This is a genomic window from Chromobacterium sp. FG22, assembly GCF_057809415.1.
On record NZ_JBMDJX010000028.1, the window covers coordinates 25498 to 47843 of the forward strand.

21 protein-coding genes are annotated in these 22346 nt (G+C 62.7%); 10 read left to right on the top strand and 11 right to left on the bottom strand.

Features of this window, described 5'->3' with window-relative positions:
- Nucleotides 1-552: a DUF2062 domain-containing protein gene (locus ACODSD_RS20685; RefSeq protein ID WP_019100393.1), complete on the bottom strand. Its 552-nt coding sequence runs from the start codon at nucleotides 550-552 to the stop codon at nucleotides 1-3.
- Nucleotides 553-746: 194 nt separating this feature from the next.
- On the opposite strand from ACODSD_RS20685, the gene ACODSD_RS20690 reads away from it, so the two are divergent.
- Nucleotides 747-2531 carry an acyl-CoA dehydrogenase C-terminal domain-containing protein gene (locus tag ACODSD_RS20690; RefSeq protein WP_488878187.1) on the top strand — a complete coding sequence of 595 codons (1785 nt, stop codon included), beginning with the start codon at nucleotides 747-749 and terminating at the stop codon, nucleotides 2529-2531.
- A gap of 387 nt (nucleotides 2532-2918) precedes the next feature.
- Nucleotides 2919-3209, top strand: a complete 291-nt coding sequence (locus tag ACODSD_RS20695) for a putative quinol monooxygenase (protein ID WP_081555314.1) — start codon at nucleotides 2919-2921, stop codon at nucleotides 3207-3209.
- Nucleotides 3210-3412: 203 nt separating this feature from the next.
- On the opposite strand, the gene ACODSD_RS20700 is transcribed toward ACODSD_RS20695, so the two are convergent.
- Entirely contained in the window at nucleotides 3413-3868 is a 456-nt protein-coding gene (locus ACODSD_RS20700) for a hypothetical protein (RefSeq protein ID WP_488878188.1), read from the bottom strand.
- A 348-nt stretch (nucleotides 3869-4216) separates the two neighbouring features.
- On the opposite strand from ACODSD_RS20700, the gene ACODSD_RS20705 reads away from it, so the two are divergent.
- Nucleotides 4217-4897: a restriction endonuclease PLD domain-containing protein gene (locus ACODSD_RS20705; RefSeq protein WP_488878189.1), complete on the top strand. Its 681-nt coding sequence runs from the start codon at nucleotides 4217-4219 to the stop codon at nucleotides 4895-4897.
- 94 nt (nucleotides 4898-4991) lie between these two features.
- Here ACODSD_RS20705 and ACODSD_RS20710 read toward each other — a convergent pair whose 3' ends face one another.
- Complete coding sequence (locus ACODSD_RS20710) at nucleotides 4992-6365, bottom strand: aminotransferase-like domain-containing protein (protein ID WP_488878190.1); 1374 nt, start codon at nucleotides 6363-6365, stop codon at nucleotides 4992-4994.
- A gap of 206 nt (nucleotides 6366-6571) precedes the next feature.
- On the opposite strand from ACODSD_RS20710, the gene ACODSD_RS20715 reads away from it, so the two are divergent.
- The 3 genes from ACODSD_RS20715 to ACODSD_RS20725 all read left to right on the top strand — a co-directional run bounded on the left by ACODSD_RS20715 (nucleotide 6572) and on the right by ACODSD_RS20725 (nucleotide 10766).
- Nucleotides 6572-7753, top strand: a complete 1182-nt coding sequence (locus tag ACODSD_RS20715) for an MFS transporter (RefSeq protein WP_488878191.1) — start codon at nucleotides 6572-6574, stop codon at nucleotides 7751-7753.
- A 597-nt stretch (nucleotides 7754-8350) separates the two neighbouring features.
- Nucleotides 8351-8902 carry a hypothetical protein gene (locus ACODSD_RS20720; protein ID WP_227104186.1) on the top strand — a complete coding sequence of 184 codons (552 nt, stop codon included), beginning with the start codon at nucleotides 8351-8353 and terminating at the stop codon, nucleotides 8900-8902.
- Nucleotides 8903-9137: 235 nt separating this feature from the next.
- The gene (locus ACODSD_RS20725; protein WP_227104188.1) at nucleotides 9138-10766 is read left to right on the top strand and encodes a methyl-accepting chemotaxis protein; all 1629 of its coding nucleotides are present in this window, start codon (nucleotides 9138-9140) and stop codon (nucleotides 10764-10766) included.
- A 55-nt stretch (nucleotides 10767-10821) separates the two neighbouring features.
- Here the strand turns inward: ACODSD_RS20725 and gloA are convergent, their stop codons facing one another.
- The gene (gloA, locus tag ACODSD_RS20730) at nucleotides 10822-11217 is read right to left on the bottom strand and encodes a lactoylglutathione lyase (protein ID WP_107799868.1); all 396 of its coding nucleotides are present in this window, start codon (nucleotides 11215-11217) and stop codon (nucleotides 10822-10824) included.
- A 249-nt stretch (nucleotides 11218-11466) separates the two neighbouring features.
- Between gloA and ACODSD_RS20735 the strand changes: the two genes are divergently transcribed.
- Nucleotides 11467-12309, top strand: coding sequence for a LysR family transcriptional regulator (locus ACODSD_RS20735; protein WP_107801846.1), 843 nt, complete (start codon nucleotides 11467-11469; stop codon nucleotides 12307-12309).
- Between the two features lie 24 nt (nucleotides 12310-12333).
- On the opposite strand, the gene ACODSD_RS20740 is transcribed toward ACODSD_RS20735, so the two are convergent.
- Nucleotides 12334-12732 (bottom strand): hypothetical protein, encoded by a 399-nt coding sequence (locus ACODSD_RS20740; RefSeq protein WP_235087558.1) that lies wholly within the window; start codon nucleotides 12730-12732, stop codon nucleotides 12334-12336.
- Between the two features lie 15 nt (nucleotides 12733-12747).
- A complete protein-coding gene (locus tag ACODSD_RS20745; protein ID WP_488878192.1) occupies nucleotides 12748-14127 on the bottom strand; it encodes an MFS transporter in 1380 nt (459 codons plus the stop codon).
- Between the two features lie 109 nt (nucleotides 14128-14236).
- On the opposite strand from ACODSD_RS20745, the gene ACODSD_RS20750 reads away from it, so the two are divergent.
- Both ACODSD_RS20750 and ACODSD_RS20755 read left to right on the top strand, forming a co-directional pair.
- Nucleotides 14237-15139, top strand: coding sequence for a LysR family transcriptional regulator (locus ACODSD_RS20750; RefSeq protein ID WP_488878193.1), 903 nt, complete (start codon nucleotides 14237-14239; stop codon nucleotides 15137-15139).
- Between the two features lie 131 nt (nucleotides 15140-15270).
- Nucleotides 15271-15516, top strand: a complete 246-nt coding sequence (locus ACODSD_RS20755) for a hypothetical protein (protein WP_253314997.1) — start codon at nucleotides 15271-15273, stop codon at nucleotides 15514-15516.
- 385 nt (nucleotides 15517-15901) lie between these two features.
- Here ACODSD_RS20755 and frdD read toward each other — a convergent pair whose 3' ends face one another.
- The 5 genes from frdD to ACODSD_RS20780 are packed head-to-tail and all read right to left on the bottom strand — an operon-like array spanning nucleotide 15902 to nucleotide 20525.
- Nucleotides 15902-16267, bottom strand: coding sequence for a fumarate reductase subunit FrdD (gene frdD, locus ACODSD_RS20760; RefSeq protein ID WP_227104194.1), 366 nt, complete (start codon nucleotides 16265-16267; stop codon nucleotides 15902-15904).
- The gene (locus tag ACODSD_RS20765) at nucleotides 16264-16662 is read right to left on the bottom strand and encodes a fumarate reductase subunit C (RefSeq protein ID WP_235087548.1); all 399 of its coding nucleotides are present in this window, start codon (nucleotides 16660-16662) and stop codon (nucleotides 16264-16266) included. The genes frdD and ACODSD_RS20765 overlap by 4 nt, the downstream gene beginning before the upstream one ends.
- Nucleotides 16659-17405, bottom strand: a complete 747-nt coding sequence (locus ACODSD_RS20770; protein ID WP_488878194.1) for a succinate dehydrogenase/fumarate reductase iron-sulfur subunit — start codon at nucleotides 17403-17405, stop codon at nucleotides 16659-16661. The genes ACODSD_RS20765 and ACODSD_RS20770 overlap by 4 nt, the downstream gene beginning before the upstream one ends.
- Nucleotides 17402-19186, bottom strand: a complete 1785-nt coding sequence (frdA, locus tag ACODSD_RS20775) for a fumarate reductase (quinol) flavoprotein subunit (RefSeq protein ID WP_227104196.1) — start codon at nucleotides 19184-19186, stop codon at nucleotides 17402-17404. Before frdA ends, ACODSD_RS20770 begins: the two co-directional genes overlap by 4 nt.
- Before the next feature lie 13 nt (nucleotides 19187-19199).
- Nucleotides 19200-20525, bottom strand: a complete 1326-nt coding sequence (locus ACODSD_RS20780; protein ID WP_107799876.1) for an anaerobic C4-dicarboxylate transporter — start codon at nucleotides 20523-20525, stop codon at nucleotides 19200-19202.
- Between the two features lie 295 nt (nucleotides 20526-20820).
- Between ACODSD_RS20780 and ACODSD_RS20785 the strand changes: the two genes are divergently transcribed.
- Entirely contained in the window at nucleotides 20821-22284 is a 1464-nt protein-coding gene (locus ACODSD_RS20785) for a hypothetical protein (protein WP_488878195.1), read from the top strand.
- The last annotated feature ends 62 nt before the right edge of the window (nucleotides 22285-22346 follow it).

Sequence of the window (22346 nt, forward strand, 5' to 3'; positions counted from 1 at the left end):
TTAAAGTGTTCTGCAATGCCTGCTTTTCCAGGCGCTGATCACCGCCCAGCGCCACAGCAGCCGCGTCAACGCGTAGCCGATCACGGCAAAGGTCAGGCCCAGCGCCGGCAATCCCACCAGCAAGGGCCAGCCCAGCTCCGCCAGCCAATTCAGGCAGGCGTGCCACCAATCCGGCAAGCTCATCCGGTCCCAATTGGGCGGCGGCGTCATTGTACCCGCAGCCGGATTGCCCAGTAAAAGCTTGCCATAAGCATAAGCCAGAAAGTACAGCGGCAATACGGTCAAAGGGTTAGTGTACAGCGTGAACAACACCGCCACCGGCAGATTCACCCGCATCAGCAAAGCCAGCGCCACCGCCGTCACCTTTTGCGTGGGGCCGGGCATCAGGCCGGCGAACAAGCCCACCCCCACCCCCATCGCCACCTTGCGGCGGTTCAGCGACCAATACGCCGGCCGGTCCAGATAGGGCGCCAGCCGGCGCAGGCCCGGCTTCTGAAACCAATGGTGCCGGTAGGCAACCCATTTGCGTACCTTGCGTCTAAACCAAGTCATCTGGAATGTTTTGATCCTTGTGCGCGCGTTGCCGTTAAACCACACTCGGCGACGGGTAAAACGCGAAAAGCTTGTCAAAGCCACGTCGATAATTTAAACAAGCGTTTGAATTATTCGCCCAAGCGCAGGGCGAACCCAAACACGACAGACCTGGGCCGGATCGTCCAGGCCGCGCAAACCAACAGGAGAGACCCATGCCTGCATACCAAGCCCCGCTGCGGGATTTCGATTTCGTGCTCCACGAGCTGATCAAGGTACAGGACATCATCCCCACCCTGCCCGGCTACGAAGAAGCCACCCAGGACATTTTCCGATCTTATCTGGAGGCCGCCGCCCAGTTCTGTGAAAGCGAACTGGCGCCGCTGAACCGCCAGGGCGACGAAGAAGGCTGTCACTACGACAGCACCACCAAATCCGTCACCACCCCGCCCGGCTTCAAGGAAGCCTACCAGCAATACTGTGAACTGGGCTTCCCGGCGCTGGACTGCGACCCGGCCTACGGCGGCCAGGGCATGCCCAAGGCGCTGGGCTTCCCCATCATGGAAATGCAGTGCTCCAGCAACGTGGCCTGGTCCATGTACCCCGGCCTGTCCCACGGCGCGTATTCTGCCATTCATGCCCACGGAACCGAAGCGCAAAAAGTGGCCTACCTGCCCAAACTGGTGGACGGCAGCTGGACCGGCACCATGTGCCTGACCGAACCGCACTGCGGCACCGACCTGGGCCTGCTCAAAACCCGCGCCGAACCCAACGGCGACGGCAGCTACAGCATTACCGGCACCAAGATTTTCATCTCCGCCGGTGAACATGATATGTCCGACAACATTATCCACCTGGTGCTGGCCCGCCTGCCGGACTCGCCCAAGGACGTGAAAGGCATCTCCCTGTTCATCGTGCCCAAATTCCATGACGACGGCAGCCGCAACCCCGTGGCCTGCGGCAGCCTGGAACACAAGATGGGCATCAAGGCCAACGCCACCGCGGTGATCAACCTGGACGGCGCCAAGGGCTATTTGATTGGCGAAGTCAACAAAGGCCTGTCCTGCATGTTCACCATGATGAACGCCGCCCGCCTGGGCTGCGGCATGCAAGGCCTGGGCATAGGCGAAGCCTCCTTCCAGGGCGCGCTGGCCTATGCGCGCGAACGCCTGCAAATGCGCTCGCTCTCCGGCGACAAATGCCCGGACAAGCCGGCGGACCCCATCATCGTCCACCCGGACGTGCGCCGCATGCTGCTGACCCAGAAAGCCTACACCGAGGCCGGCCGCGCGCTGACCAGCCTGCTGGCGCTGCAACTGGACATTGAAGACAAACACCCGGACGCCGACGCCCGCCAGGACGCCGCCGACCTCGTGGCCCTGCTCACCCCGGTGGCCAAGGCCTTCATGACCGACAACGGCTACGAAGCCGCCAACCTGGGCATGCAAGTGTTCGGCGGCCACGGCTACATCCGCGAATGGGGCATGGAACAACTGGTGCGCGACTGCCGCATCTCCCAAATCTACGAAGGCACCAACGGCATCCAGGCCATCGACCTCTTGGGCCGCAAAGTACTGATGGACCAGGGCCAGAAGCTGCGCAAGTTCACCAAGCAAATCCACAAGTTCTGCCAGGCCAATGAAGGCAACGACAAGCTGGCCGACTACGTGGCCCCGCTGTCCAAGCTGTTGAAAGACGTGGGCGAAGTGACCATGGGCATCGGCATGGCCGGCATGCAGAACCGCGACGAAGCCGGCGCGGCCGCCACCGACTACCTGCGCCTGATCGGCCACCTCAGCTACGCCTGGCTGTGGGCGCGGATGGCGGAAGTGGCTCACTCCAAGCTGGGCGGCGGCGAAGACGGCTTCTACCAGGCCAAGATCCTGACCGGCCGCTTCTATATGAGCAAGCTGTTCCCGGAAGTGCACAGCCTGCTGGCCAAGCTCAAGGCTGGCGCCAAGCCGTTGATGGAGTTGCAGGACGAGCACTTCGCGTTCTGAAGAACCTGCTTACGATCTGCTGCGCGTCGCCGATACGGCGTTAAAAACAGCTTCGAAATGCTCATGTACCACGAGTACATTCCGCTTTTTCGCTCGTTTTCGCCTTGTCTCGCCCTTGCTCGCGAGACGTTGAACAGGCTCTAAGCCACTTACGATAGTGAAACGGAAACGGCCCCTCGGGGCCGTTTTTCTTTTACCGCCGCCCGCCCCTCACCAGGCCGGGCCTTGAGCCATCACGACATTTAACTCATAAAAAACGAATACAAAGCTAATTATATTTCACTTTTAACGAACAACCGGGCTTCGTAGAATGGCCGCCATGGATACACCGCGCCGACGGCAGCGGAACATTCGCATTCATTCACCCCAATACCCGAGGCCCTTCTCATGATTACCCTGAACGTATTCTTCAACGTCAAAGCCGAAAGCCAACAAGACTTCCTCACCCTGCTCAACACCATGGTGCGGGAATCCAATAAGGAGGCCGGCTGCAACTACTACCAGCTTTGGCAGCAAGCCGGCCAGCCGCTGCGCTACGCGCTGATCGAACTGTGGGACAGCAAAGAGCGTCTGGCCGAACACCAAAAAACGCCGCACTGGATCGCCTTCAACGACCGCGTCAACGACTATCTGGACGGTCAGTATGATGAGCACCATTACTCCGAACTCGCCCGCTAAGCATCTGTTTACGATCTGCTGCGCGTCGTGAAGTCTTGCACGGTGAGTACAAGCTCAAAATGCTCATGTGCCACTTGTACATTCCGCTGTCTCAGCGGTTTCCGCCTTGTCTCGCTCTTGCGCGCGAGATTTTGAACAGGCTCTAATACACACAGCACAAAACCAAACGGCCCCGAAGGGCCGTTTTTGTATGGTCAACGCGCTCAGCGCTGACGGCCCCGGCCGCGCTTCTTGCGCCGCTGTTGCTGTTGCGTCTCCGCCAACTGCTCCAGGCACAGATAAAGCTGCTGCACCGCCTCCACATGCTGCGCCAGATCAACACGCTCCACCGCCAGGTTCAGCAGCATCTCCAGATAATTGAAGAAGCCCTTGCACAGGCCGATGCGGTAACTCTTGTCGGCAAAATCCATATCGCTGGCAATGCGGAACAACAGCCCACGCGCCGCATGCTGACGGTTGGTCTTCAACAACTGCGCCATGTGCGCCGCGTACTGACGGCCAATGGCGCAGGCCTCGAAATAATCCTGGGGCTCCGCCGGCTGCCAGTAATGCGGATAAGTGCGGCCCGGCACGCGGCGGACAAAGGGCAGACGGAGGTCTTTGGCTTCGCTGGAGGGGAAACGGTAGCGGGAACGGCGGGGTTTAGAGAAATCAGACATGGGCAACCTCTTGCTAGAAGTGCGTGAAAACCAGCGGCTGCCGATCAGGCAGACACAACGCAAGTTTGGAAAACGTGCTGAAAACAGCACCTCGCCTGCAGTCGATGGGTTCTCACGGCCCAGTGCCGGGATGAAACGGCACGGAGGGATTGTTGCTTAGCAAGATGGTAAGGGTCAAGAGAAATGGCCACTAAGTTGCAATACCTGGTGCCAAAAAATAATTATCAATTCAAAAATAATGACATTGAAATAAGAAGACTGATATCATTGGATAGTTAAAATAAAATTAGCACTTCATCCTTAAAAAAAAAACGACTGTGCATATTAGCACTAGAATTTTAAACGAAAATGCCAATCTCTATATTCTTACGCACATCAAAAACACACTCTCTCTATCGAGATGCAATTATTCATTCACTTGCTACAGGAGTAGGAACCCATGCTTTGATATGCTCAGGTTTTTTTCAAGAAAACAAAGGAACACCCAAGGGAAAATCAATATATCAAGCATCTTTGGAACCAGGCTTCATCGCTGCTCTCAAAAAAAACAAAATTCAGCTAGACACAATCGGAATACATAACAAAGCATGGATGCCATCGTATATAAATTTTTGTAACAATCTAAAAAACAATGGAGTAAAAATCACTCCATATATTATAAAAAAATTCCAATGGCATGCAAAAGTGTTTTTATTAAAACACAACGAAGAACCAATTTTCGGCATTATAGGTAGCAGCAACTTAACTGCGAATGCATTTGGAGTTTCCAACTCCCCTGCTCTACCTACTGATAGCCCCCACCCTCCAAATGCATTCAACTATGAATGTGACATTTATCTTTGGAGCAAAAAATACCCAAAACTTATCAAGGGTATAAAAAAACTAATAACCAACGAACACACAAAAAAACAAATAATTATTGCAAAATACAAGAGACAAGACAATTACAACATATCAATCGAAACAAGGCTTAGCAACATTGAGAAAGAAATATTAACATCACCTGGCATAGAAAAAATCATCATCTAAATTCTCTTAATTTTTGTGAGAAAGAAAATGGATAGACAGTCTACTCCGCAAGGTAAACTGTGTAGCCTATTAAGTGAATACCGTTTTCAATCGCTCACCCACTCTTAAACGCCTCAAAAAACCCCAGCGCCCGCGCATCGCCGGCATAAGCGACATTGATCCGCAGCCAGTCATTGTCCTCGCCGCCGGGCATGAAGCCGCTGCCCGGCGATAGCAGGATTCCGCGCTTGGCGGCTTCCGCCTGCATATCCTCGAAGCTGTGGCGGCCGGTGCGCGCCCAGACGAACATGCCGCCCTGCGGCTCCGCGAACACTTGCCAGCCGTTGGCCTCCAGCGTTTGCAGCGTGGCGGCCATTTGCCGGTTCAGCCGCAGCCGCAGCCTTTGCGTCAGCTTGCGATAAGCGCCGCTGGACAAGAGCTGGGCCGCCACGCATTCGGCAAAGCGCTGGGTGCCGATGCCGGTGTACATCTTGATATTGGCCAGTTGGCGGATCAGCTCAGGCTGGGCCAGCACATAGCCGACGCGCAGCGAGCAGCTGAGGGTTTTGGAGAAGCTGGATACGTAGATCACCCGCCGCAGCGAATCCAGCGCCGCCAGGCGCACGCCGGGGTGGTTCTGGAAATCCGCGTAGATGTCGTCTTCCACAATCAGAAAGTCGTGGGCCTCGGCCAGTTGCAGCAGGCGGTGCACCACCGCCGGCGTCACGCAGGTGCCGGTGGGGTTGTGGAACAGGCTGTTGATGAACAGGCATTTGGGCCGATGCCGGGCGAGGATGGCTTCCAGCGCCGCCAGGTCCGGCCCGTTGCCGGCGCGCGGCACCGCCAGCATGTCTATACCGTGGAATTTCAGCAGGTTGAACAGATTGTAGTAGCCGGGGCTTTCCACCAGCACGGTGTCGCCGGGCTTGAGCAGCGCGCGCGCCAGCAGGTCTAGCGCGTGGCTGCCGCCGTTGGTGGTGAGGATTTGCTCCTGCTCCACATGGATGTCGATCTGGCGCAGCCGCTGTTGCAGTTGCCGGCGCAAGGCCGGCAGGCCCAGCGGGGTGCTGTAATCGAACAGGTCCGCCGGCTGACAGCGGGTGATGTGGCGGATGGCGTAGCCCAGTTCTTCCTGGTCCCGCCAGCTGTCCGGCACCCAGCCGCAGCCCAGCTTCAGCTGTTCGCCGCTGTCGCTGAACTGGCCCCAGGCCGGCTCCATGGTTTCCCGCCATTCGCTTTCTTCGCGGCCCGGCGGCGCGGCCACGAAGAAGCCGGCGCCGTGGCGCGATTCCAGCAGGCCCAACGCCACCAGCCGGTCGTAGGCGTCGATCACGCAGGACTGGCTGAGCTGCTGCTCCTTGGCCAGTTGGCGGATGGAGGGCAGCCGGGTGCCGGGGCGGACGCGGCTGAGCCGTATCCAGGCGTGCAGTTGATCGGCGATTTGCTGCGCCAGCGGCTGCCGGCTGGCGCGGTCGAGTTCTAGCTGCATGGCGGGCTCACTGTTTGCTGATAATGAGCAAACAGTTAAGCGCAAATGGCCGCCGCTGTCACTTGTTGCCGTCATGGGTGGGCCGGATAGTGGCGTGTCGCGCGGCCCGCCGCACCCTTTATCCTAGCCAGGCCTCACCTTATGACCGTCCCACTGTCCACCCACACTGTTTGTCCCGCCGTGTCTCTTTTATTCCCGGAGGCGGCATGAACACGCGCCACCCTGCCCGGCTGGCCTTCGGCCTGTGCCTGATCACGTGCGCAGTGAATCTGCAAGCGCCGCTGTACACCGCTTACGCGCAGTTGGCCGGCCAGGGCGCGGCGGCCACCGCCACCGCGTTTTCCGCCTATGTGCTGGGGGTGTTGCCGGTGCTGCTGGCGCTGGGCGGCCTGCCGGACCGGCTGGGACGCAAGCCCCTGATCCTGGCGGCGCTGACGCTGGCGATGCTGGCCACCGCCGTCATGGCACTGTGGCCACGGCTGGAGGCCTTGGCCGTGGCGCGCTTTCTGCTGGGCTGCGGCACCGCGCTGGCTTCCGCCGCCGGCGTCGCTTATATGGGGGAATTGATGGCGGAGCCGGACGGCCGCCGCGCCACTTTGTGGGTGACGGCCAGCACCTCGCTGGGCTTTGGCCTGGGCGCAGCGCTGACCAGCGTGTGCCTGCTGTGGCAGAGCACGCTGACGCCGGCCAGCTTTTGGCTGCATCTGGCGCTGGCCGGCGCGGCGCTGCTGGCGGTGGCGGGCTTGCCGGACCCGGCCCCGCGCGGCCGCCATACGGCGATGCTGCGCCCGCCCTATTTCCCCGCCGGCAGCTTGCCCTTCGGCTTGGCCATTCTGCTGGCCTGGGCGGCGGTGGGGCTGGTGATCGCGCTGCTGCCCTCGGTGCTGGCCGCGCATGGGCTGGCGCGCTGGTCCGGGTTTTCCACTTTCACCGTGATCAGCTGCGGCCTGCTGTTCCAGCCGCTGGCCCGCGCGATGCCGCCCAGCCGCGCCGCCCGTCTGGGCATGCTGGTGCTGCCGCCCAGCTACGCGCTGCTGGCCTGGGGCGCGACCCAGGGTTCACTGGCGGCGGTGTTGCTCGGCGCGCTGGGCGCGAGCAGCTCCTGCTACGGCTTCACTTATCTGGGCGGTTTGTCCGCGGTGAACGCGCTGGCCGGCGCAGAGAAGCCGCGCGCCAGCGCCGGTTTCTTTCTATTGGCCTATATCGGCTTCAGCTTGCCGGTGATCTTCACCGGCCTGCTGGTGGACCGCCTGGGCGCGCCCGCCGCCCTGCTGCTGTTCGGCCTGGCGCTGGCCGCCGGCGCGGCCCTGGTTGCCCGGGCGATTGGGCGGAGCGCGGCGGCAAACTCCATGCTTCCCGCCATGGCGGCGGCCAGCCGGCACGATTAGCCGCGGGTGGCAAGGCCTAAGAACGGGTTCAAAGTCCCGCGCTTTCAGCATGCTATTGACCGCAAAGACATTGGCGATAGCATGCGAAGAATGTCCAAAGGGTTTGGCTTTGCAGGCAAGGCATTGCAAATAGCGTCAGCCCACGAATAACGGCTGAAATAAACACTCCCCTGCCACAGGCATTTGCATACCTTTGCGTATCAGTTGGCATTAGGCGCTTTTGCTTTATCAATAACTGGCACTGATGCTCTTATTGCTGCGGACCTTGTAGCCGCCGCCTTCTTCACCCCTGAAAGAATGGGCAAAATCAACAATATAATCTTCAGACAACAACTCTTTTGAAAGCACCCTCATTTACCCACTTGTAAGATGGTGCTAGCATGCGTTGTGACACAGGGGACACCAATGACTTTAATTCCCTCAAGAAGGGCCGGCCTTCCTTCTGACGAAACCTGGCCCTCCGCCCAAAAGCAGCCCAATCATCAAAACTTAATACACACTCAGGAATTGAACAATGAAATCCACTCAAACAAATCAAACATCCTGTAGTCCCCTCTTTCAGGAGGACTTCTTTTAAACCACACAATAAAAACCATCATGCCAACCATAGAAAACACATTAAAAAAATCTCCTTTGCTTTATTTTTTCATATTTGTCAGTATAGCGCCCATTCTGCTTATCGGAATCGCATCTCAGCTAATGGGGGATTCGTCCCTAGCACCAATCTTCAATTTCTTGTCTCTCAAGCATTTAACGGGTTCTGGCGGCATGGAATCTGAGACGCTGAAAAACACGGCTGCCGTGACTTTCTCGTACATTCGTCTCAGTATCCCAATTTATTTTATCGCAATTATTTTTCTATTTCGCCGGGATTTTGCTTTCAGCAACTTGGATTTAAGCCATTTCAGTTGGAAACGAGTGACTCTTTCGCTATTCGCCATCGGCGGAATGCTTGCCTTCATGGTGTACATTACTTATTTTGACGATTCCAACCTTGAGTCTGGCAGTCATATCATTAGAATAGCCGCCACCAACCCGATACTTTATTCAATCTTGGCGTCATGTCATGTAATGATGTTCTATTTCATTGCGCATTTGACTTTTATCAGCCTCGTTTTTCAGCCTATTTACTTGATAAAAAACCGCTAATTTCTCAACGGCGGGGGTAGTCCAAAAACCTCCGCCAAACCATTCATATGACATATCGTCACCACCCACTCGCCCACTGCAGCCTCCCCCATTCTTCCCCAGCAAAAAATTGATAAGCGCGATACGCATGATTTGATCTAGCCCAATCCGGCAACTATGTTTCATCAAGAGGCCGCGGCTCTGGCAGGGCGCGTCGCGGCACTATAGGCACAATATCTGTCCGGGGGAGCGCTCCATGCTGCACCAGTTGACCGTCAAGCAAAAACTGTTGGCCGGCTTTGGCCTGCTGATCATTCTGATCGCCATCATCGTGGCGGTGGCGATGATGAAGTTGAATACCATTGGGGACAAGATCCGCGATGTGACCGAGGACCGTTATCCCAAGATCGTGTTGGCCAACAAGATCAGCGTTACCACGCTGGACGTGGGCCGCTCCATCCGCAACGCCATCATTGTGCAGACGCCGGAGGAGACCGAGACCCATATCAAGAAGGTGGAGGAGTTCCGCGCCGCCAACGCCGTCAATATGGATCAGATGGAAAAGCTGTTGTCCACGCCCAAAGGGAAGGAGCTGTTCGACAAGCTCAAGACGGCCAGCGCCAATCTGGGCGGTCAGTTCGAGCCCTTGTACGCCTTGGCGCGCGCCAACAAGAACGAGGAAGCCAAAACCTTTCTGATGAAGACTTTTGCGCCGGCCAACAATGCGTTTTTAAAGGCGCTGAAAGAGATGTCTGACTTTCAGGAAGACTTGATGCAAAAGTCTATCGAGGGCAGCAAGGCCGCGCAGAGCGAGGCGGTGACGGTGTTGATCACCGTGGCGGTGATCGCCCTGATCGCCGCGGTGGCGATTGCGATGTTCATCGCCAATCTGGTGACGGTGCCGCTGAAGAAATCCGCGCAGCTGGTGCGCAATATCAAGCAGGGCGATTTGTCCGGCCACGATGAGCCGATTCCGGAGGCGCGCGACGAGGCCATCGCCATGGCCAAGGATATTCAGGAGATGCGCCAGGGCCTGCGCGAGGTGGTGGCCAGCATCCAGAAAAACGCCAACGAGGTGTCGGACTCCGCCCATGAGCTGGCCAGCATGTCCGAACAGGTGGCCCACGGCGCTCAGCGCCAGTCCGAGGCCACCTCGGAGGCCGCCGCCACCATTGAGGAGCTGACGGTCAGCATCAACCACGTGGCGGACAACTCCAACGAGGCTTCCCGCCAAGCGGCGATGGCCGGCGATCTGGCCAGCCGCGGCGGCCATGCGGTGAAGGCGTCGGTGGGCAATATCGAATCGGTGTCGTCTTCGGTGGCGGCCACTTCGGACCAGATGAAGGGCCTGACTCAGGAAGTGCAGAAGATAGGCAATATCGTCACGGTGATCCGCGACGTGGCGGACCAGACCAACCTGCTGGCCTTGAACGCAGCGATTGAGGCGGCGCGCGCCGGCGAGATGGGCCGCGGCTTCGCCGTGGTGGCGGACGAGGTGCGCAAGCTGGCGGAACGCACCGCCAGTTCCGCTCAGGAAATCACTCAGATGATCGGTTCCATCCAGGGCAGCGCCAACCGGGTGGTGGGCAGCATGGAGCAGAGCCTGACCAGCGTGGGCACGGTGTCCGACGGCGCCGGCCAGGCCACCGACTCCATGCAGGAGATCGAAGGCAGCACTCACTCCATCGTGCAGTCCATCGGCAACATCACCAGCGCGCTGAGCGAGCAGCGCACCGCCAGCCTGAACCTGGCGCAGAGCATGGAGCGGGTATCGCAGATGGCGGAGGAAAACAGCGCCACGGTGGAAGAACTGGCCACCACCTCCAGCCAGCTCAATGCGCTGGCGCAGAACCTGCAGGGCGTGACCGCGCGCTTCCGTCTCTAAAAACGGGGTTCAAACCAGGCGGGTCCGGCAAGCGCGGGCCCGCCCTTCTCCGCGCTCAGTCGTACTGAGTGCCCTTCTGGATCAGTTCCACCTTGTAGCCGTCTGGGTCCTGCAAAAAAGCGATCACGGTGCGGCCGTGCTTCATCGGCCCCGCTTCGCGCGCCACGGTGTAGCCCAGCGCGCGCGCCTGCTCGCAGACGGCGGCGGCGTCGTCCACTTCTATCGCCACATGGCCATAGCCGTTGCCCAGCTGGTAATCGCCCTGATCCCAGTTATGGGTGAGCTCGATGGCGGCGGCCTCGGTTTCGTCTCGATAGCCGACAAAGGCCAGGGTGAAGCGGCCGTCCGGGAAGTCGTTGCGGCGCAGCAGGCGCATGCCCAGCGCCCGGGTGTAGAAGGCCAGCGCGGCGTCCAGATCGGCCACGCGCAACATGGTGTGCAGAATTCTCATGCGCTTTTTCCTGATGGTTGAGATGAAGAGCCTGTTCAATGTCTCTCGAAGCCTGAACGAGACAAGGCGAAAGCTAGCGAAAAAGCGGAATGTACCGGTGGTGCATGAGCATTCCAAAGCGGGTTTCAACGCCGTATCGCTGAAGCGCAGCAGACTTTGAACAGCTTCTTAGATCGCGGTCATCTTAGCCGCGCTCATTACCCATAAAAAGCGACTTATAATGTACGGATCAATCACAAAAAGCGAAACATGAAACTCTCGCAACTGAATTTCTTCTGCGCGGTGGTGGAGCAAGGCAGCATCGCCGCCGCCGCCGAGCAATTGCACCGGGTGCCGTCCAATCTCACCGCCCGCTTGCAGGAATTGGAGGCGGAACTGGGCGTCAAGCTGTTCAGCCGCGAAAACCGTCGCCTGCTGACCACGCCGGAAGGCCATCTGCTCTACCGCCACGCCCGCGGCCTGCTGCAACAGGCCGAGGAGGTGCGCGGCCTGTTCGACGGCGCGCCCGCGCGCGGCCTGCTGAGAGTGGGCGCGCTGGACGGCGCTCTGGCCACCCATCTGCCCGCCCGCATCGCCCGCTACCGCCGCCAGCACGCCGAGGTGGAGCTGCATCTGCGCGCCGGCCATTCGCTGGAACTGGAGCGCCAGCTGCAGGACGGTGAGCTGGACCTGATTCTCAGCGACGGACCGGTGGAGCATCCGCTGCTGACCAGCCGGCTGGCTTTCCGGGAGAAGCTGACGCTGATCGCGCCGCCGGACACCGCCGCGGCGACGGCGGAGGCCTTGGCCGGGCTGGAGCTGTACACCTTCGGCGCGGCCTGCCATTACCGCCGGCTGGTGGATCAATGGCTGCAAGCCTCCGGCGTGCGGCCGCGCGCGGTGCTGGAGATCGAATCCTATCCGGCCATCTTCGCCTGCGTCGCCGCCGGCGCGGGCTTTTCCTGTGTGCCGGAAAGCCTGTGCCGGCCGCAAGACGGCTACCGCGGCTTCGCGCTGCCGGATTTGGCGATCAGCGACATCCACTTCATCTGGCGCAAGCAGCAGGACTCCGCATTGGTTGACGGTTTTGTTCAGTCCGTCGCCGCGGACTGAAAGCCGGCGCCGCGCTGCGCGAACTCACTCAAGGCAGAAGGTTTCCTGCAAATGCCGCCAGCGCGGCGCGCCGGCCGCGTCGCGCTCAAACACCACGGTGGCCAGCCGCAGGCTGCTCGGCCGGCCGCCCAGGTATTGCGCTTCGCGATAAGCCACCGTCGCGCCGCCGGCGTGTTCATCCAGCAAGGCCAGTTGATCCACGGCGATCTCCAAACCCGGCTTGCCGCCGCCGGTCCGGGCGAACAGCTGCCGCAGCCCGTCCAGATCCAGCTGCGCGCCGCTGGGCGCCACCATGGTGAAGCGCGGCGAGAAGCGCGCCATCAGGGCCTCCAGCGCGGCGGCGTCCGCCGGGCCGGCGAACCATTGCCGGATGGCGATATGCGCGGAGATCACTTCGTCGAAATAGGGATTGGGCTTGGTCATCGGACTTTCTCTCTGTTAGTGGCTGGGCCGCAGCAGGGCCAGCACCGTCGGGGTGTGGATGCGCAGCACGAAAACCGCCGGCGCCAGGGTCAGGCCGGCGGCGATGAAGAAACAGGCTTGGTAGACCTGGGCGGTGGCCGCTAGCGCGCCGCTGTAATGAGTCAGCGCGTTCAGCAGCAGGCTGATCACGGCCACGCCCAGGCCGAAACTGAACTGGCGGTTGATGTTCCACAGCGCGCTGGCCTGCCGCAGTTCGGCCTCGGCGATATCCAGGAAGGCCGCGCTCTGCGCCGCGCTGCTGCACAGGCTGCCGCCGAAGCCCATCAGGGCGTAAGCGGCGATCAGCGGCCCCGGCGCGCTGGCGCCCAGGGCCAGCGCAACGATGCCGGCGCTCTGGAACAGCATGCCCAGCAGCAGCAGGGGCTTGGGGCCGCCATGGTTGAAGCGGCCGCGGGTCAGGCTGATCGCCAGCGCGGAGGCCAGCGCCCAGGGCAGCATCAGGCCGCCGGCGGCGGCGGCGCTCAGCTTGAGCACCTCTTGCAGATAGAGCATGGCCGCCAGGCTGACGCCCATGAACACGCCGGGGACGAACAGATACACCAACATGGCGGTACGCAGCAGGCGCCCGCGCAACAGCGTCAGCTTCAGCGCCGGCTCGGCCTTGCCTGCGGCCGCCCGCGCGTAGCCGGCCAGCGCGGCGGCGGCCAATAACAGCGCGGCGAGCCCCCACGCCAGATGGCCGCTTTCGCCCAGCCAGGTCAAGCCCAACAGCAACGAGGCCATCCCGACGGCCAGCAAGGCCAGGCCGGACAGGTCCAGCGCGCCGCGCCGCGCCGGGGTCCGGTCTTCCGGCAGCCAGCGCGCCGCCAGCCATAGCGTCAGCAGGGCCAGCGGCACGCTGGCCAGCAAGACCCAACGCCAGGACAAGGCGTCCACGATCAGCCCGCCCAGCGCCGGCGACAGCGCCGGCACGATCAGCGCCACGCCCATGATCAGGGCGGTGAGCCGGGCGCGGAGCGCCGGCGGATAATGCCGGTATACCATGGCCTGGCCCACCGGGATCAGCAGGCCGCCGCCCAGGCCCTGCAGCGCGCGCCAGCCTATCAGGGCTTCGATGGACGGGGCCGCGCCCGCCAACGCGGCCCCGGCGAGAAACAGCGCCAGCGATCCCAGCAGCACCCGCCGCTCGCCGTAAGCGCCGGCCAGCCACGCGCTGAGCGGGATCACCAGGGTCAGGCCCAGCATATAGGCGTTGCCCACCCAGGCCAGCTGCGCCAGCGACGCGCCCAGGCCGCGGCCGATGTCCGGATAGGCGACGCTGGCGATGAACATATTGATAAGGTCCAGCGCAAAGCCCAGCAGGTACACCAGGGTCAGTTTCGAACGAAGCGACATCGGCGCTCTCCACGGTAAAGCGGCCGAGTATAGACAGGGGGCTGCGCTGGAAATAGCAGCCGCCGCCGGCTAAACTGTCAAAATATTTTTGACAATAACAGGCGGTGCCGTGGTCAGTCTGGATCGTTTTGAAACCTTCAAGGCCGTGGCGGACGCCGGCTCCTTCACCGCCGCCGCCGCCGCGCTGGGGCAGACCCGCGCGGTGGTCAGCTTCAACATCAAGCGCCTAGAGCAGGAAATCGGCGTCGCGCTGTTGATCCGCAATACCCGCAGCCTGGCGCTGACGGACGCCGGCGCGCGTTTTTACCAGCGCTGCGCCAACATGCTGGAGCAGGCGCGGCTGGCGATAGACGACGCCCGCGCCGAACACGGCGAGCTCAGCGGCGCGCTGCGCGTCACCGCCACGCTGGAATACGGCCTGGCCAGGATAGCGCCGGCGATCGAGCGCTTCGCCCTGCGCCACCCGGCGCTGCAACTGCAGTTGTCCACCTCCTCGCTGCACGCCGATCTGATCGCCGAACGCTTCGACGTCGCCATTCGCCTGGGCCGCCTGCCGGAAACCGATCTGCACGCGGTGCCGCTGGCCCAGTTCGATATTTTCCCGGTGGCGGCGCCGGCCCTGCTGGCGCAGCGGCCGGACGGGGACGTCCGCGACCTGGCCGCGCTGAGCCGGCTGCCCTGGCTGGGACACAGCCGGCTCAAGCACGCCCAGCCCTGGCTGGTGGACACGCCGGACGGCAGCCAAGAAGCCTGGCGCCAGCATGGCCAGCCGCGGCTGAGCTCGGACAGCGCGTCGATCCTGCGCGCCTACGCGCTGGCCGGCCTAGGCGTGGCCCTGCTGCCGGACTGGCTGGTCAAGGCCGATCTGCAAGCCGGCCGGCTTTGCCGGCTGCTGCCCGATCACGGCTTCCCGCAGCAAGGCATCCACGCGCTCTACCCGCGCACCCGCCATGTGCCGGCCAAGGTGCGGGCCTTCATCGATTTTTTGCGCGAGCGCGAGACGGCGGACTAGCGGGCCGCCCGCGATTGTCCCGGTCATTGCCAGCGGCGCGGGCGCCGCGTCCACGCAGGCCTGCGCTGAACGGTGGGCAAAGCCGCGGCCTTGATGCAAAATGTGCGCTTCACCCCCAATAAGCGACTCAAATGTCCTATCTCCGCGCCGCCTCGCTCCTGCCCGCCCTCTTGCTCTTGTCCGAATGCTGTCTGGCTGATATGGGCAGCATGGGCGCCTTCATGGTCAATCTGGCGCTGTTTGGCATCGTAGGCTGGCTGGCGCTGACTTGCTTGGTGTTCTGGAAGCTGCGCCGGCACACGGCCGGAGCCCAGTTCGGCTTCACTCTATTGTTTCTGCTGCTTCCCCTTTTGTGGGTGGTGAGCATGGGGCGCTGATCCGCCGCCCATATCCAAAGTTTCATTAGGAAATGAGCGCCTAGAAACAGCTCACGCCCCTTCCGTTTGGACCAATTTCCAGACACCTCGAATCCGCTTCGCGGATGATGATTTAGGGCCGGTTCCGCCCGGCAAACGGAAAGGGAGATTTGCGCGGCCAAATCTCCCTTTACCCTAAAGGCCGCCCTGCAAGCCTGGCCTACGGCTTCCCGCCGGGTCCCGTCAGGCCCGAGGCGCGGCTGAACTCGCAGCGCGCTAACGTCGCGCTGCTCGAACAAGCAGCCGCTTAAGACCTCGGGCCTGCCACCCGACGGCAGGCTTGAAGGGAGTTTGGGTGCCTCGAATACGCGGTTTCCTGCGTATCAAATAGATCGTGAACAGCTTATTAGAACCCCACCGCCAGCAACAGCCCCGCCGCCGCCAGCGTGCCCAGCGCCGCCACTCCATAGGTGCAGGCCTTGGCCAGCGGCCCGCCGCGAACGCCGACATCGTGCAGGCTGTGGTAGATGCGGTGCGCCGCGTGCCACAGCAGCAGGGCGATCAAGCCGAACAGCAGCGCCTTGCCGATCAGGCTTTGCGCCAGCGCCTGCAGCGTGGCGTAATCGGCGGCGCCGTCCGGCAGCCAGCCCAGCGGCGCGGCGATGCCGGTGATGAACACCAGCATGGGGCCGAACAAGGCGGCCAGCATGCCGCCCGCGCCGAACAAGCCCCAGAAAATGGGCGCGTGAGAGCGTTTCAGTTCCGGTTTCATGCCGTCATTCCCCATACCAGCATCAAGAGCGCGGCGCTGCACACCGCGGCGGCGGCCAGGCCGCCGGCGGTGATGGCCAGCGCGGACACCCGCCGCCCGGCTAGCGTCAGCGGCGGCAGCGTGCGCGGCATGATCTTGAACCAGGTGTAGCTGTGGTAGGCGATCATGGCCAGCGCCGCCGCGTGCAGCAGCAAGGCCGGCGCGCTTTGCAAGGCGGCGATGAAGCCGTTCCAGGCCGCCTCCCCCTGGCTCAGCCGCCACAGCCCGCACAGCAGGGTCAGCGCGTAGCCGGCGACGAAGAGCGCCGTGCCTTCGTGCACCATGTACTCGATGAAGTAAGGGTTCTTGCGCCACCAGCCTTCCATTGGCCGGACATACGGTTTGCGCTTGCTCATTTGCACGTCCCCTTGGGCCGGGCGAAGCGCAGGAAGTAATCCCTGGCCACCGCCGTCTTGTTGAGGTTGACCGCATTGGCCGGGTCCACCATTTTGGGGCAGACCTCGGAGCAGTAGCCCACCGCGGTGCAGTTGAACACGCCTTCCTGCGCGGCCAGCAGCTCCATCCGCTCCGCCGCTGCGCTGTCGCGCGTGTCCATGTTGTAGCGGTGCAGCAGCGCGATGGCGCCGGGCCCCAGGAACGTGTCGTCCAGGCCGTACTGCGGGCAGGCGGCGTAGCACAGCAGGCAGTTGATGCAGCTGCTGAACTGGGCGTACCAGTCCATCTGCGCCGGGGTTTGCAGGGTTTCGCCCTCGGACAAGGGCTTGTCTTCCTTGGGCACGATATAGGGCTGGATGCTTTCCAGCTTGGCGATGAAGTCGTCCAGCACCACCACCAGATCGCGTTCTATCGGGAAGTGATTCAGCGCCTCGATGCGCACCGCGCCGGGGTAATCGCGCAGGAAGGTCTTGCAGGCCAGCTTGGGCACGCCGTCCACCATCATGCCGCAGCTGCCGCAAATCGCCTGGCGACAGGACCAGCGGAAAGCCAGGCCGCCGTCCAGATAATCGCGGATGTATTGCAGCGCCTGCAGCACCGACATGTCGTCGCGGTACGGCACTTCAAAGCTTTGCAGCCACGGCTCGCTGTCCTGCTCCGGACGGTAGCGCATCACGGCTATGGTCTTGGTCTGTTCGCTCATGCCTTGCCCTCCTTGGCCGCGGCTTCCGCCGCCAGTCCGGCCGCGCCGTAGGCGCGCACCGCCGGCTGCGATTTGGTGATCTTCACCGCGCCGTAATCTATGCGCGGCGCGTCAGCGCCCTGGTAGACGGCGAGGCTGTGTTTGAGGAAGTTGGCGTCGTCGCGCTGCTCGCAGCCGTCCAGCCGCTGATGGGCGCCGCGCGATTCGCGGCGTTGCAGCGCGGAATGCGCCATCGCCTCGGCCACGTCCAGCTGGTAGCCCAGCTCGATGGCCAGCAGCCAGTCGCTGTTCCAGACGCTGGATTTGTCTTCCACATGCACATTGCGGAAGCGCTGCTTCAGCTCCGCCAGCTTGTCGCAGGTGGCGCGCATCGAGGCTTCCAAGCGGTAGATGCCGCAGCCGGCCTCCATGGTTTCCGCCATTTCGCGGCGCAGTTCGGCGATGCGTTCGCCGCCTTCGCGCGCGCGCAGTGCGTGCAGGCGCGCCTCGGCGGCCTCGGCCTGCTGTTGCAGCGCCTCGCGCCGCGCCGGACGGCGCGATCGCGCGCAGCGGGCGGCTTCTTCGCCGGCCACTTTGCCGAACACCGACAGTTCCGCCAGCGAGTTGGAGCCCAGGCGGTTGGCGCCGTGTATGCCGACGCTGGAGCATTCGCCGGCGGCGAACAGGCCGGGCATGGGCGCGGCGCAGCGGCCATCCACCAGGATGCCGCCCATGGTGTAGTGCACCGCCGGCCGCACCGGAATCGGCGCCTTGGCCGGGTCTATGCCCAGGAATTCCTCGGCCAGCTCGCAGATTTGCGGCAGCCGTTCGCGCAGCTTGGCGTGGCCCAGGTGGCGCAGGTCCAGGTACACCGCGGAGCCCCACGGGCCTTCCACGGTGCGGCCCTGCTGCTGCTCGTACCAGAAGGCCTGGCTCAGCCGGTCGCGCGGGCCCAGTTCCATGAATTTATTGCGCGGCTTGTCCTCGGCCGGCCCCAGGCCGTAGTCCTGCAGATAGCGGTAGCCGTCCTTGTTGACCAGCAGGCCGCCTTCGCCGCGGCAGGCCTCGGTGAACAACAGGCCGGTGCCGGGCATGCAAGTGGGGTGGTATTGCACGAATTCCATATCGCGCAGCGGCACACCGTGGCGGTAGGCCAGCGCCATGCCGTCGCCGGTGACGATGCCGCCGTTGGTGTTTTCGCGGAACACCCGGCCGGCGCCGCCGGTGGCCATCACCACCGCGCCGGCCTCGATCAGCAGGCTGTCGCCGCTGGCGATATCTATCGCCAGCACGCCGCGCGCCTCGCCATCTTCCACGATCAGGTCGGCGCAGAAGTATTCGTCGAAACGACGGATGGACGGGAAGCGGATCGAGGTCTGGAACAGGGTGTGCAGCATGTGGAAGCCGGTCTTGTCGGCGGCGAACCAGGTGCGTTCAATCTTCATGCCGCCAAAGGCGCGCACATTGACGCTGCCGTCCTCCTTGCGGCTCCACGGGCAGCCCCAGCGTTCCAGTTGCACCATTTCCTCCGGGCACTGGCTAACGAAGTATTCCACCACGTCCTGCTCGCACAGCCAGTCGCCGCCGGACACGGTGTCGTTGAAATGGGCGTCGAAGCTGTCGTGCGCCTGCTTGACCCCGGCGGAGCCGCCCTCGGCCGCCACGGTGTGGCTGCGCATCGGGTAGACCTTGGACACCAGCGCGATGCGCAAGGCCGGGTCCGCCTGGGCGGCGGCGATGGCGGCGCGCAAGCCCGCGCCCCCCGCTCCCACGATCACGATGTCTGCTTGGTAAGTTTCCACAAGCTTTCCTCACTTAGAAGTACAAATGCGTCAATCCGTACGCCGCCAGCGTGGACACCCCCACCCCTATCAGCCCCGGCATCATGAAGCTGTGGTTGAGCAGGTATTTGCCGATGCGGGTGGTGCCGCTGCGGTCCATATTGATGGCCGCCAGGTCGCTGGGATAAAAGGCGAAGAAGAAATAGGCGTAGCAGGAGGGCATGATGGCCAGCAGCTGATGCGGGCTCAGGCCCAGCGCCAGGCCGAAGGGCACCATGATGGTGAGCGTGGCGGCCTGGCTCTTGACGAAGGCGGACACGGCGAACATCGCCAGCGCGAAGGTCCACGGCGCGTAGGCCACCATGGCCTTGATATTGGCCACCAGCAGCGGCTCGTTGGCCTTGACGAAGGTGTCGCTCATCCAGGCGATGCCGAAGATGGACACCACGGCGATCATGCCGGCGGTGAACACCTCGGAACGGGCGATCACCGCGGCCTTGGCGTTGGAACGGAACAGGATGAAGGCGCCGAAGGCCAGCATCACGAACTGCACCACCGTGGTCATCGGCACCGGCTTGCCCTGGCTGACCGGCAGCCATTGCGGAAACAAGGCCAGCAGCACGATGACGAGGATGCCGGAGAAGAACAGCGCCACCGATTGCCGCGCCGCCGCCGGCAGGGTCTTGTCCAGGGTGGTGACGGATTTTTCCACCGAGGCGCGGAAGTCCGGGTCTTGCATCCGGGCCAGGAATTCCGGATCGCGGTCCAGTTCCACGCCGCGGCGCAGGCTCCAGCAGGCGGCGGCCAGCACGCCCAGCAGGCCGGACGGCGCGGTCACCATCAGGATTTGCCACAGGGTCAGCGGCTGGCCGCTGTGGGCGGTCATCGCCAGCAGCGAGGTCACCGCCGCCGCCGCCGGGCTGGCGGTGATGCCCATTTGCGAGGCCACGCTGGCCATGGCCATCGGCCGTTCCGGGCGGATGCGGGTTTTCAGAGAGACGTCGGCGATCACCGGCAGCAGCGAATACACCGCATGGCCGGTGCCCACGCACATGGTGAGCAGGAAGGTGGACAGCGGCGCCAGGAAGGTAATTTGCTGCGGATGGCGGCGCATCAGCCGCTCCGCCTGCTGCACCAGGAAGTCCAGGCCGCCGGCCACTTGCAGCGTGGCCGAGGCGGTGACCACCGCCAGAATGATCAGCATCACTGTGATGGGCGGCTCCGCCGGCGCCACGCGGAACACGAAGCACAGCACCGCCACGCCCAGCCCGCCTATCATGCCCAGGGCCACGCCGCCGCGGCGTATGCCCATCAGTATCGCCGTCAGCAGCAGCGCGAATTGTATCCAGAAAACCCACATGATCTTGTCCCTATTAGCCATTGTTTTTCGCTGTTATAGGGGATTAACAGCATCGGCTAATAGACCTTGATCAAGTCCGGATCATAACGATTTCAAAACAGACCATTGGCATTGAAAACCGGCTATTTTCAAGCCCTCCAGCCTGCTCCACTGACCTTAATAACGGCTAACCATGATATTCCGTATGGCTATAACTGGGCAGCATGCGGCTTGCGCATGCCCAATTGACGCCAAGACCAGGGCAGAGGCCCGCGGCCTCCCCGCCCAGTTGAAGACCCCGTTTGGAGATCTCGTGATGAAACGCCATGAATTGTCCCTGCTCGCCGGCCTGCTGCTGGCAGGCTACGCCGCCGCGCAGCCGGTGCCGCTGCCCAATCCCGGCATCCCCGGCTACCAGTTCCCGGAACCGGAATCCACGCTGATGCAGTGGATCAATCAGCCCAGCGCCGCCCATGCCCGCAATATCCACCGCCACGGCTGGGGCATGTGGGCCGCGCTGACCATGCCCAGCGGCCAGACCGAATACGGGCTCGCCAACGCGCCGGTCTATCTGACCTGGCTGACGCCGAACGAGGTGGCCGCCCTGCCCGCGGACGCGGCCGCCAACGCGACGTCGGCCTTGGCGGCGGCTCCGCGCCAGATGCGGCTGCGCGTGCCGCGCCAGTTCATGCGCATTCCCGGCTTCATGGAAAAGCTGCAGGCGCGGCTGGCGGCGCTGAGCCAAAGCCAGGACCAATCCGCCCGCGGCGTGCGCGACACCTCCTCGTTTGAAATGGTAGGCTACGATCCCAGCGCCGCCGCCTTCGCCAGCAAGAACCAGCTGTTTTCCAAGGCGGCGCTGAACAAGCTCTACCAGGCCGGCAACGCGTCGATTCCGGCCTTCCCAAGCACCGCCGTCACCATCAAGCCGGTATACAAGCTGGTCAACAAGGCCAATATGATTCCGGGCACCTCCTTGTATGTGATGCCGGCCTGGCCCGGCACGCCCAAGCCGACGCCGGCGATGCAAAGCGGCGGCTTTCCGGAGGAGGCCTGGCCCGGCTGCGTCTACATCGACGCCAAGAACCCGGGCCGCTCCGCGGCTCAGAGCGTGGATGCTTCCTGTAGCAGCCCCAGCGCCGCCAATACCTTCGGCCTGGGCGACTTCATCCGCATCCCGATCACCGCCGCCAACGCCGCCCTGTTTTCCAGCCTGGCGCAAAACCAGTTGAAACAGCCGGTGGAACCCGGCGACACCCTGATCCTGATGGCGATGCACGTCACCTCGCGCGAGATGACGGAATGGACCTGGCAAACCTTCTTCTGGACGCCGGCCCCGGCCAAACCGCCGCTGCCCAGCTCCGTCGCCGTGGCCCAGGCGCGTCCGGCGCAACTGCCCTGGCCGGCGGCGCATTACGCGATGTCCATCGGCTACCAGATGGTGGCGCCCAACCAGCCGGTGAACGGCGGCAAGAGCGTCGGCTCGCCGGTCACGGTGTACAACCCCTACTTGGAGGCCAGCTTCGGCAGCAGCGTCTTCCAGCCCCCGCCGCCGGTGAACGTGGGCATTTACAACCCCAAGACCAAGACCACCTTCAGGGGCACCCTGGGCATACAGAGCAATTGCATGACCTGCCACTCCGGCGCCTCGGTGAAGATGGACAGCACGGTCAAGCCGATAGGCTACGCCACCAATTTCTACATCCCGCGCAATGCGCCCATGTTCAAGGGCAATCTGCAAACCGACTTCCTGTGGTCCATCGCGGACGGCGCGGATTAAGCGGCATGGCCTGAAGACGAACGCCCATCCTCCGGACGGGGGATGGGCGCAGGATACGGCGC

What these genes read in the sequence shown, in the direction of transcription:
- ACODSD_RS20710 (WP_488878190.1), bottom strand. Translation starts at nt 6,365, where the DNA reads ATGCAGCTAGAACTCGACCGCGCCAGCCGGCAGCCGCTGGCGCAGCAA.
- ACODSD_RS20780 (WP_107799876.1), bottom strand. Translation starts at nt 20,525, where the DNA reads ATGTGGGTTTTCTGGATACAATTCGCGCTGCTGCTGACGGCGATACTG.
- frdD (WP_227104194.1), bottom strand. Translation starts at nt 16,267, where the DNA reads ATGAAACCGGAACTGAAACGCTCTCACGCGCCCATTTTCTGGGGCTTG.
- ACODSD_RS20745 (WP_488878192.1), bottom strand. Translation starts at nt 14,127, where the DNA reads ATGTCGCTTCGTTCGAAACTGACCCTGGTGTACCTGCTGGGCTTTGCG.
- ACODSD_RS20715 (WP_488878191.1), top strand. Translation starts at nt 6,572, where the DNA reads ATGAACACGCGCCACCCTGCCCGGCTGGCCTTCGGCCTGTGCCTGATC.
- ACODSD_RS20700 (WP_488878188.1), bottom strand. Translation starts at nt 3,868, where the DNA reads ATGTCTGATTTCTCTAAACCCCGCCGTTCCCGCTACCGTTTCCCCTCC.
- ACODSD_RS20720 (WP_227104186.1), top strand. Translation starts at nt 8,351, where the DNA reads ATGCCAACCATAGAAAACACATTAAAAAAATCTCCTTTGCTTTATTTT.
- ACODSD_RS20740 (WP_235087558.1), bottom strand. Translation starts at nt 12,732, where the DNA reads ATGACCAAGCCCAATCCCTATTTCGACGAAGTGATCTCCGCGCATATC.
- gloA (WP_107799868.1), bottom strand. Translation starts at nt 11,217, where the DNA reads ATGAGAATTCTGCACACCATGTTGCGCGTGGCCGATCTGGACGCCGCG.
- ACODSD_RS20685 (WP_019100393.1), bottom strand. Translation starts at nt 552, where the DNA reads ATGACTTGGTTTAGACGCAAGGTACGCAAATGGGTTGCCTACCGGCAC.
- ACODSD_RS20735 (WP_107801846.1), top strand. Translation starts at nt 11,467, where the DNA reads ATGAAACTCTCGCAACTGAATTTCTTCTGCGCGGTGGTGGAGCAAGGC.
- ACODSD_RS20695 (WP_081555314.1), top strand. Translation starts at nt 2,919, where the DNA reads ATGATTACCCTGAACGTATTCTTCAACGTCAAAGCCGAAAGCCAACAA.
- ACODSD_RS20770 (WP_488878194.1), bottom strand. Translation starts at nt 17,405, where the DNA reads ATGAGCGAACAGACCAAGACCATAGCCGTGATGCGCTACCGTCCGGAG.
- ACODSD_RS20725 (WP_227104188.1), top strand. Translation starts at nt 9,138, where the DNA reads ATGCTGCACCAGTTGACCGTCAAGCAAAAACTGTTGGCCGGCTTTGGC.
- ACODSD_RS20765 (WP_235087548.1), bottom strand. Translation starts at nt 16,662, where the DNA reads ATGAGCAAGCGCAAACCGTATGTCCGGCCAATGGAAGGCTGGTGGCGC.
- ACODSD_RS20785 (WP_488878195.1), top strand. Translation starts at nt 20,821, where the DNA reads ATGAAACGCCATGAATTGTCCCTGCTCGCCGGCCTGCTGCTGGCAGGC.
- ACODSD_RS20705 (WP_488878189.1), top strand. Translation starts at nt 4,217, where the DNA reads ATGCCAATCTCTATATTCTTACGCACATCAAAAACACACTCTCTCTAT.
- ACODSD_RS20755 (WP_253314997.1), top strand. Translation starts at nt 15,271, where the DNA reads ATGTCCTATCTCCGCGCCGCCTCGCTCCTGCCCGCCCTCTTGCTCTTG.
- ACODSD_RS20690 (WP_488878187.1), top strand. Translation starts at nt 747, where the DNA reads ATGCCTGCATACCAAGCCCCGCTGCGGGATTTCGATTTCGTGCTCCAC.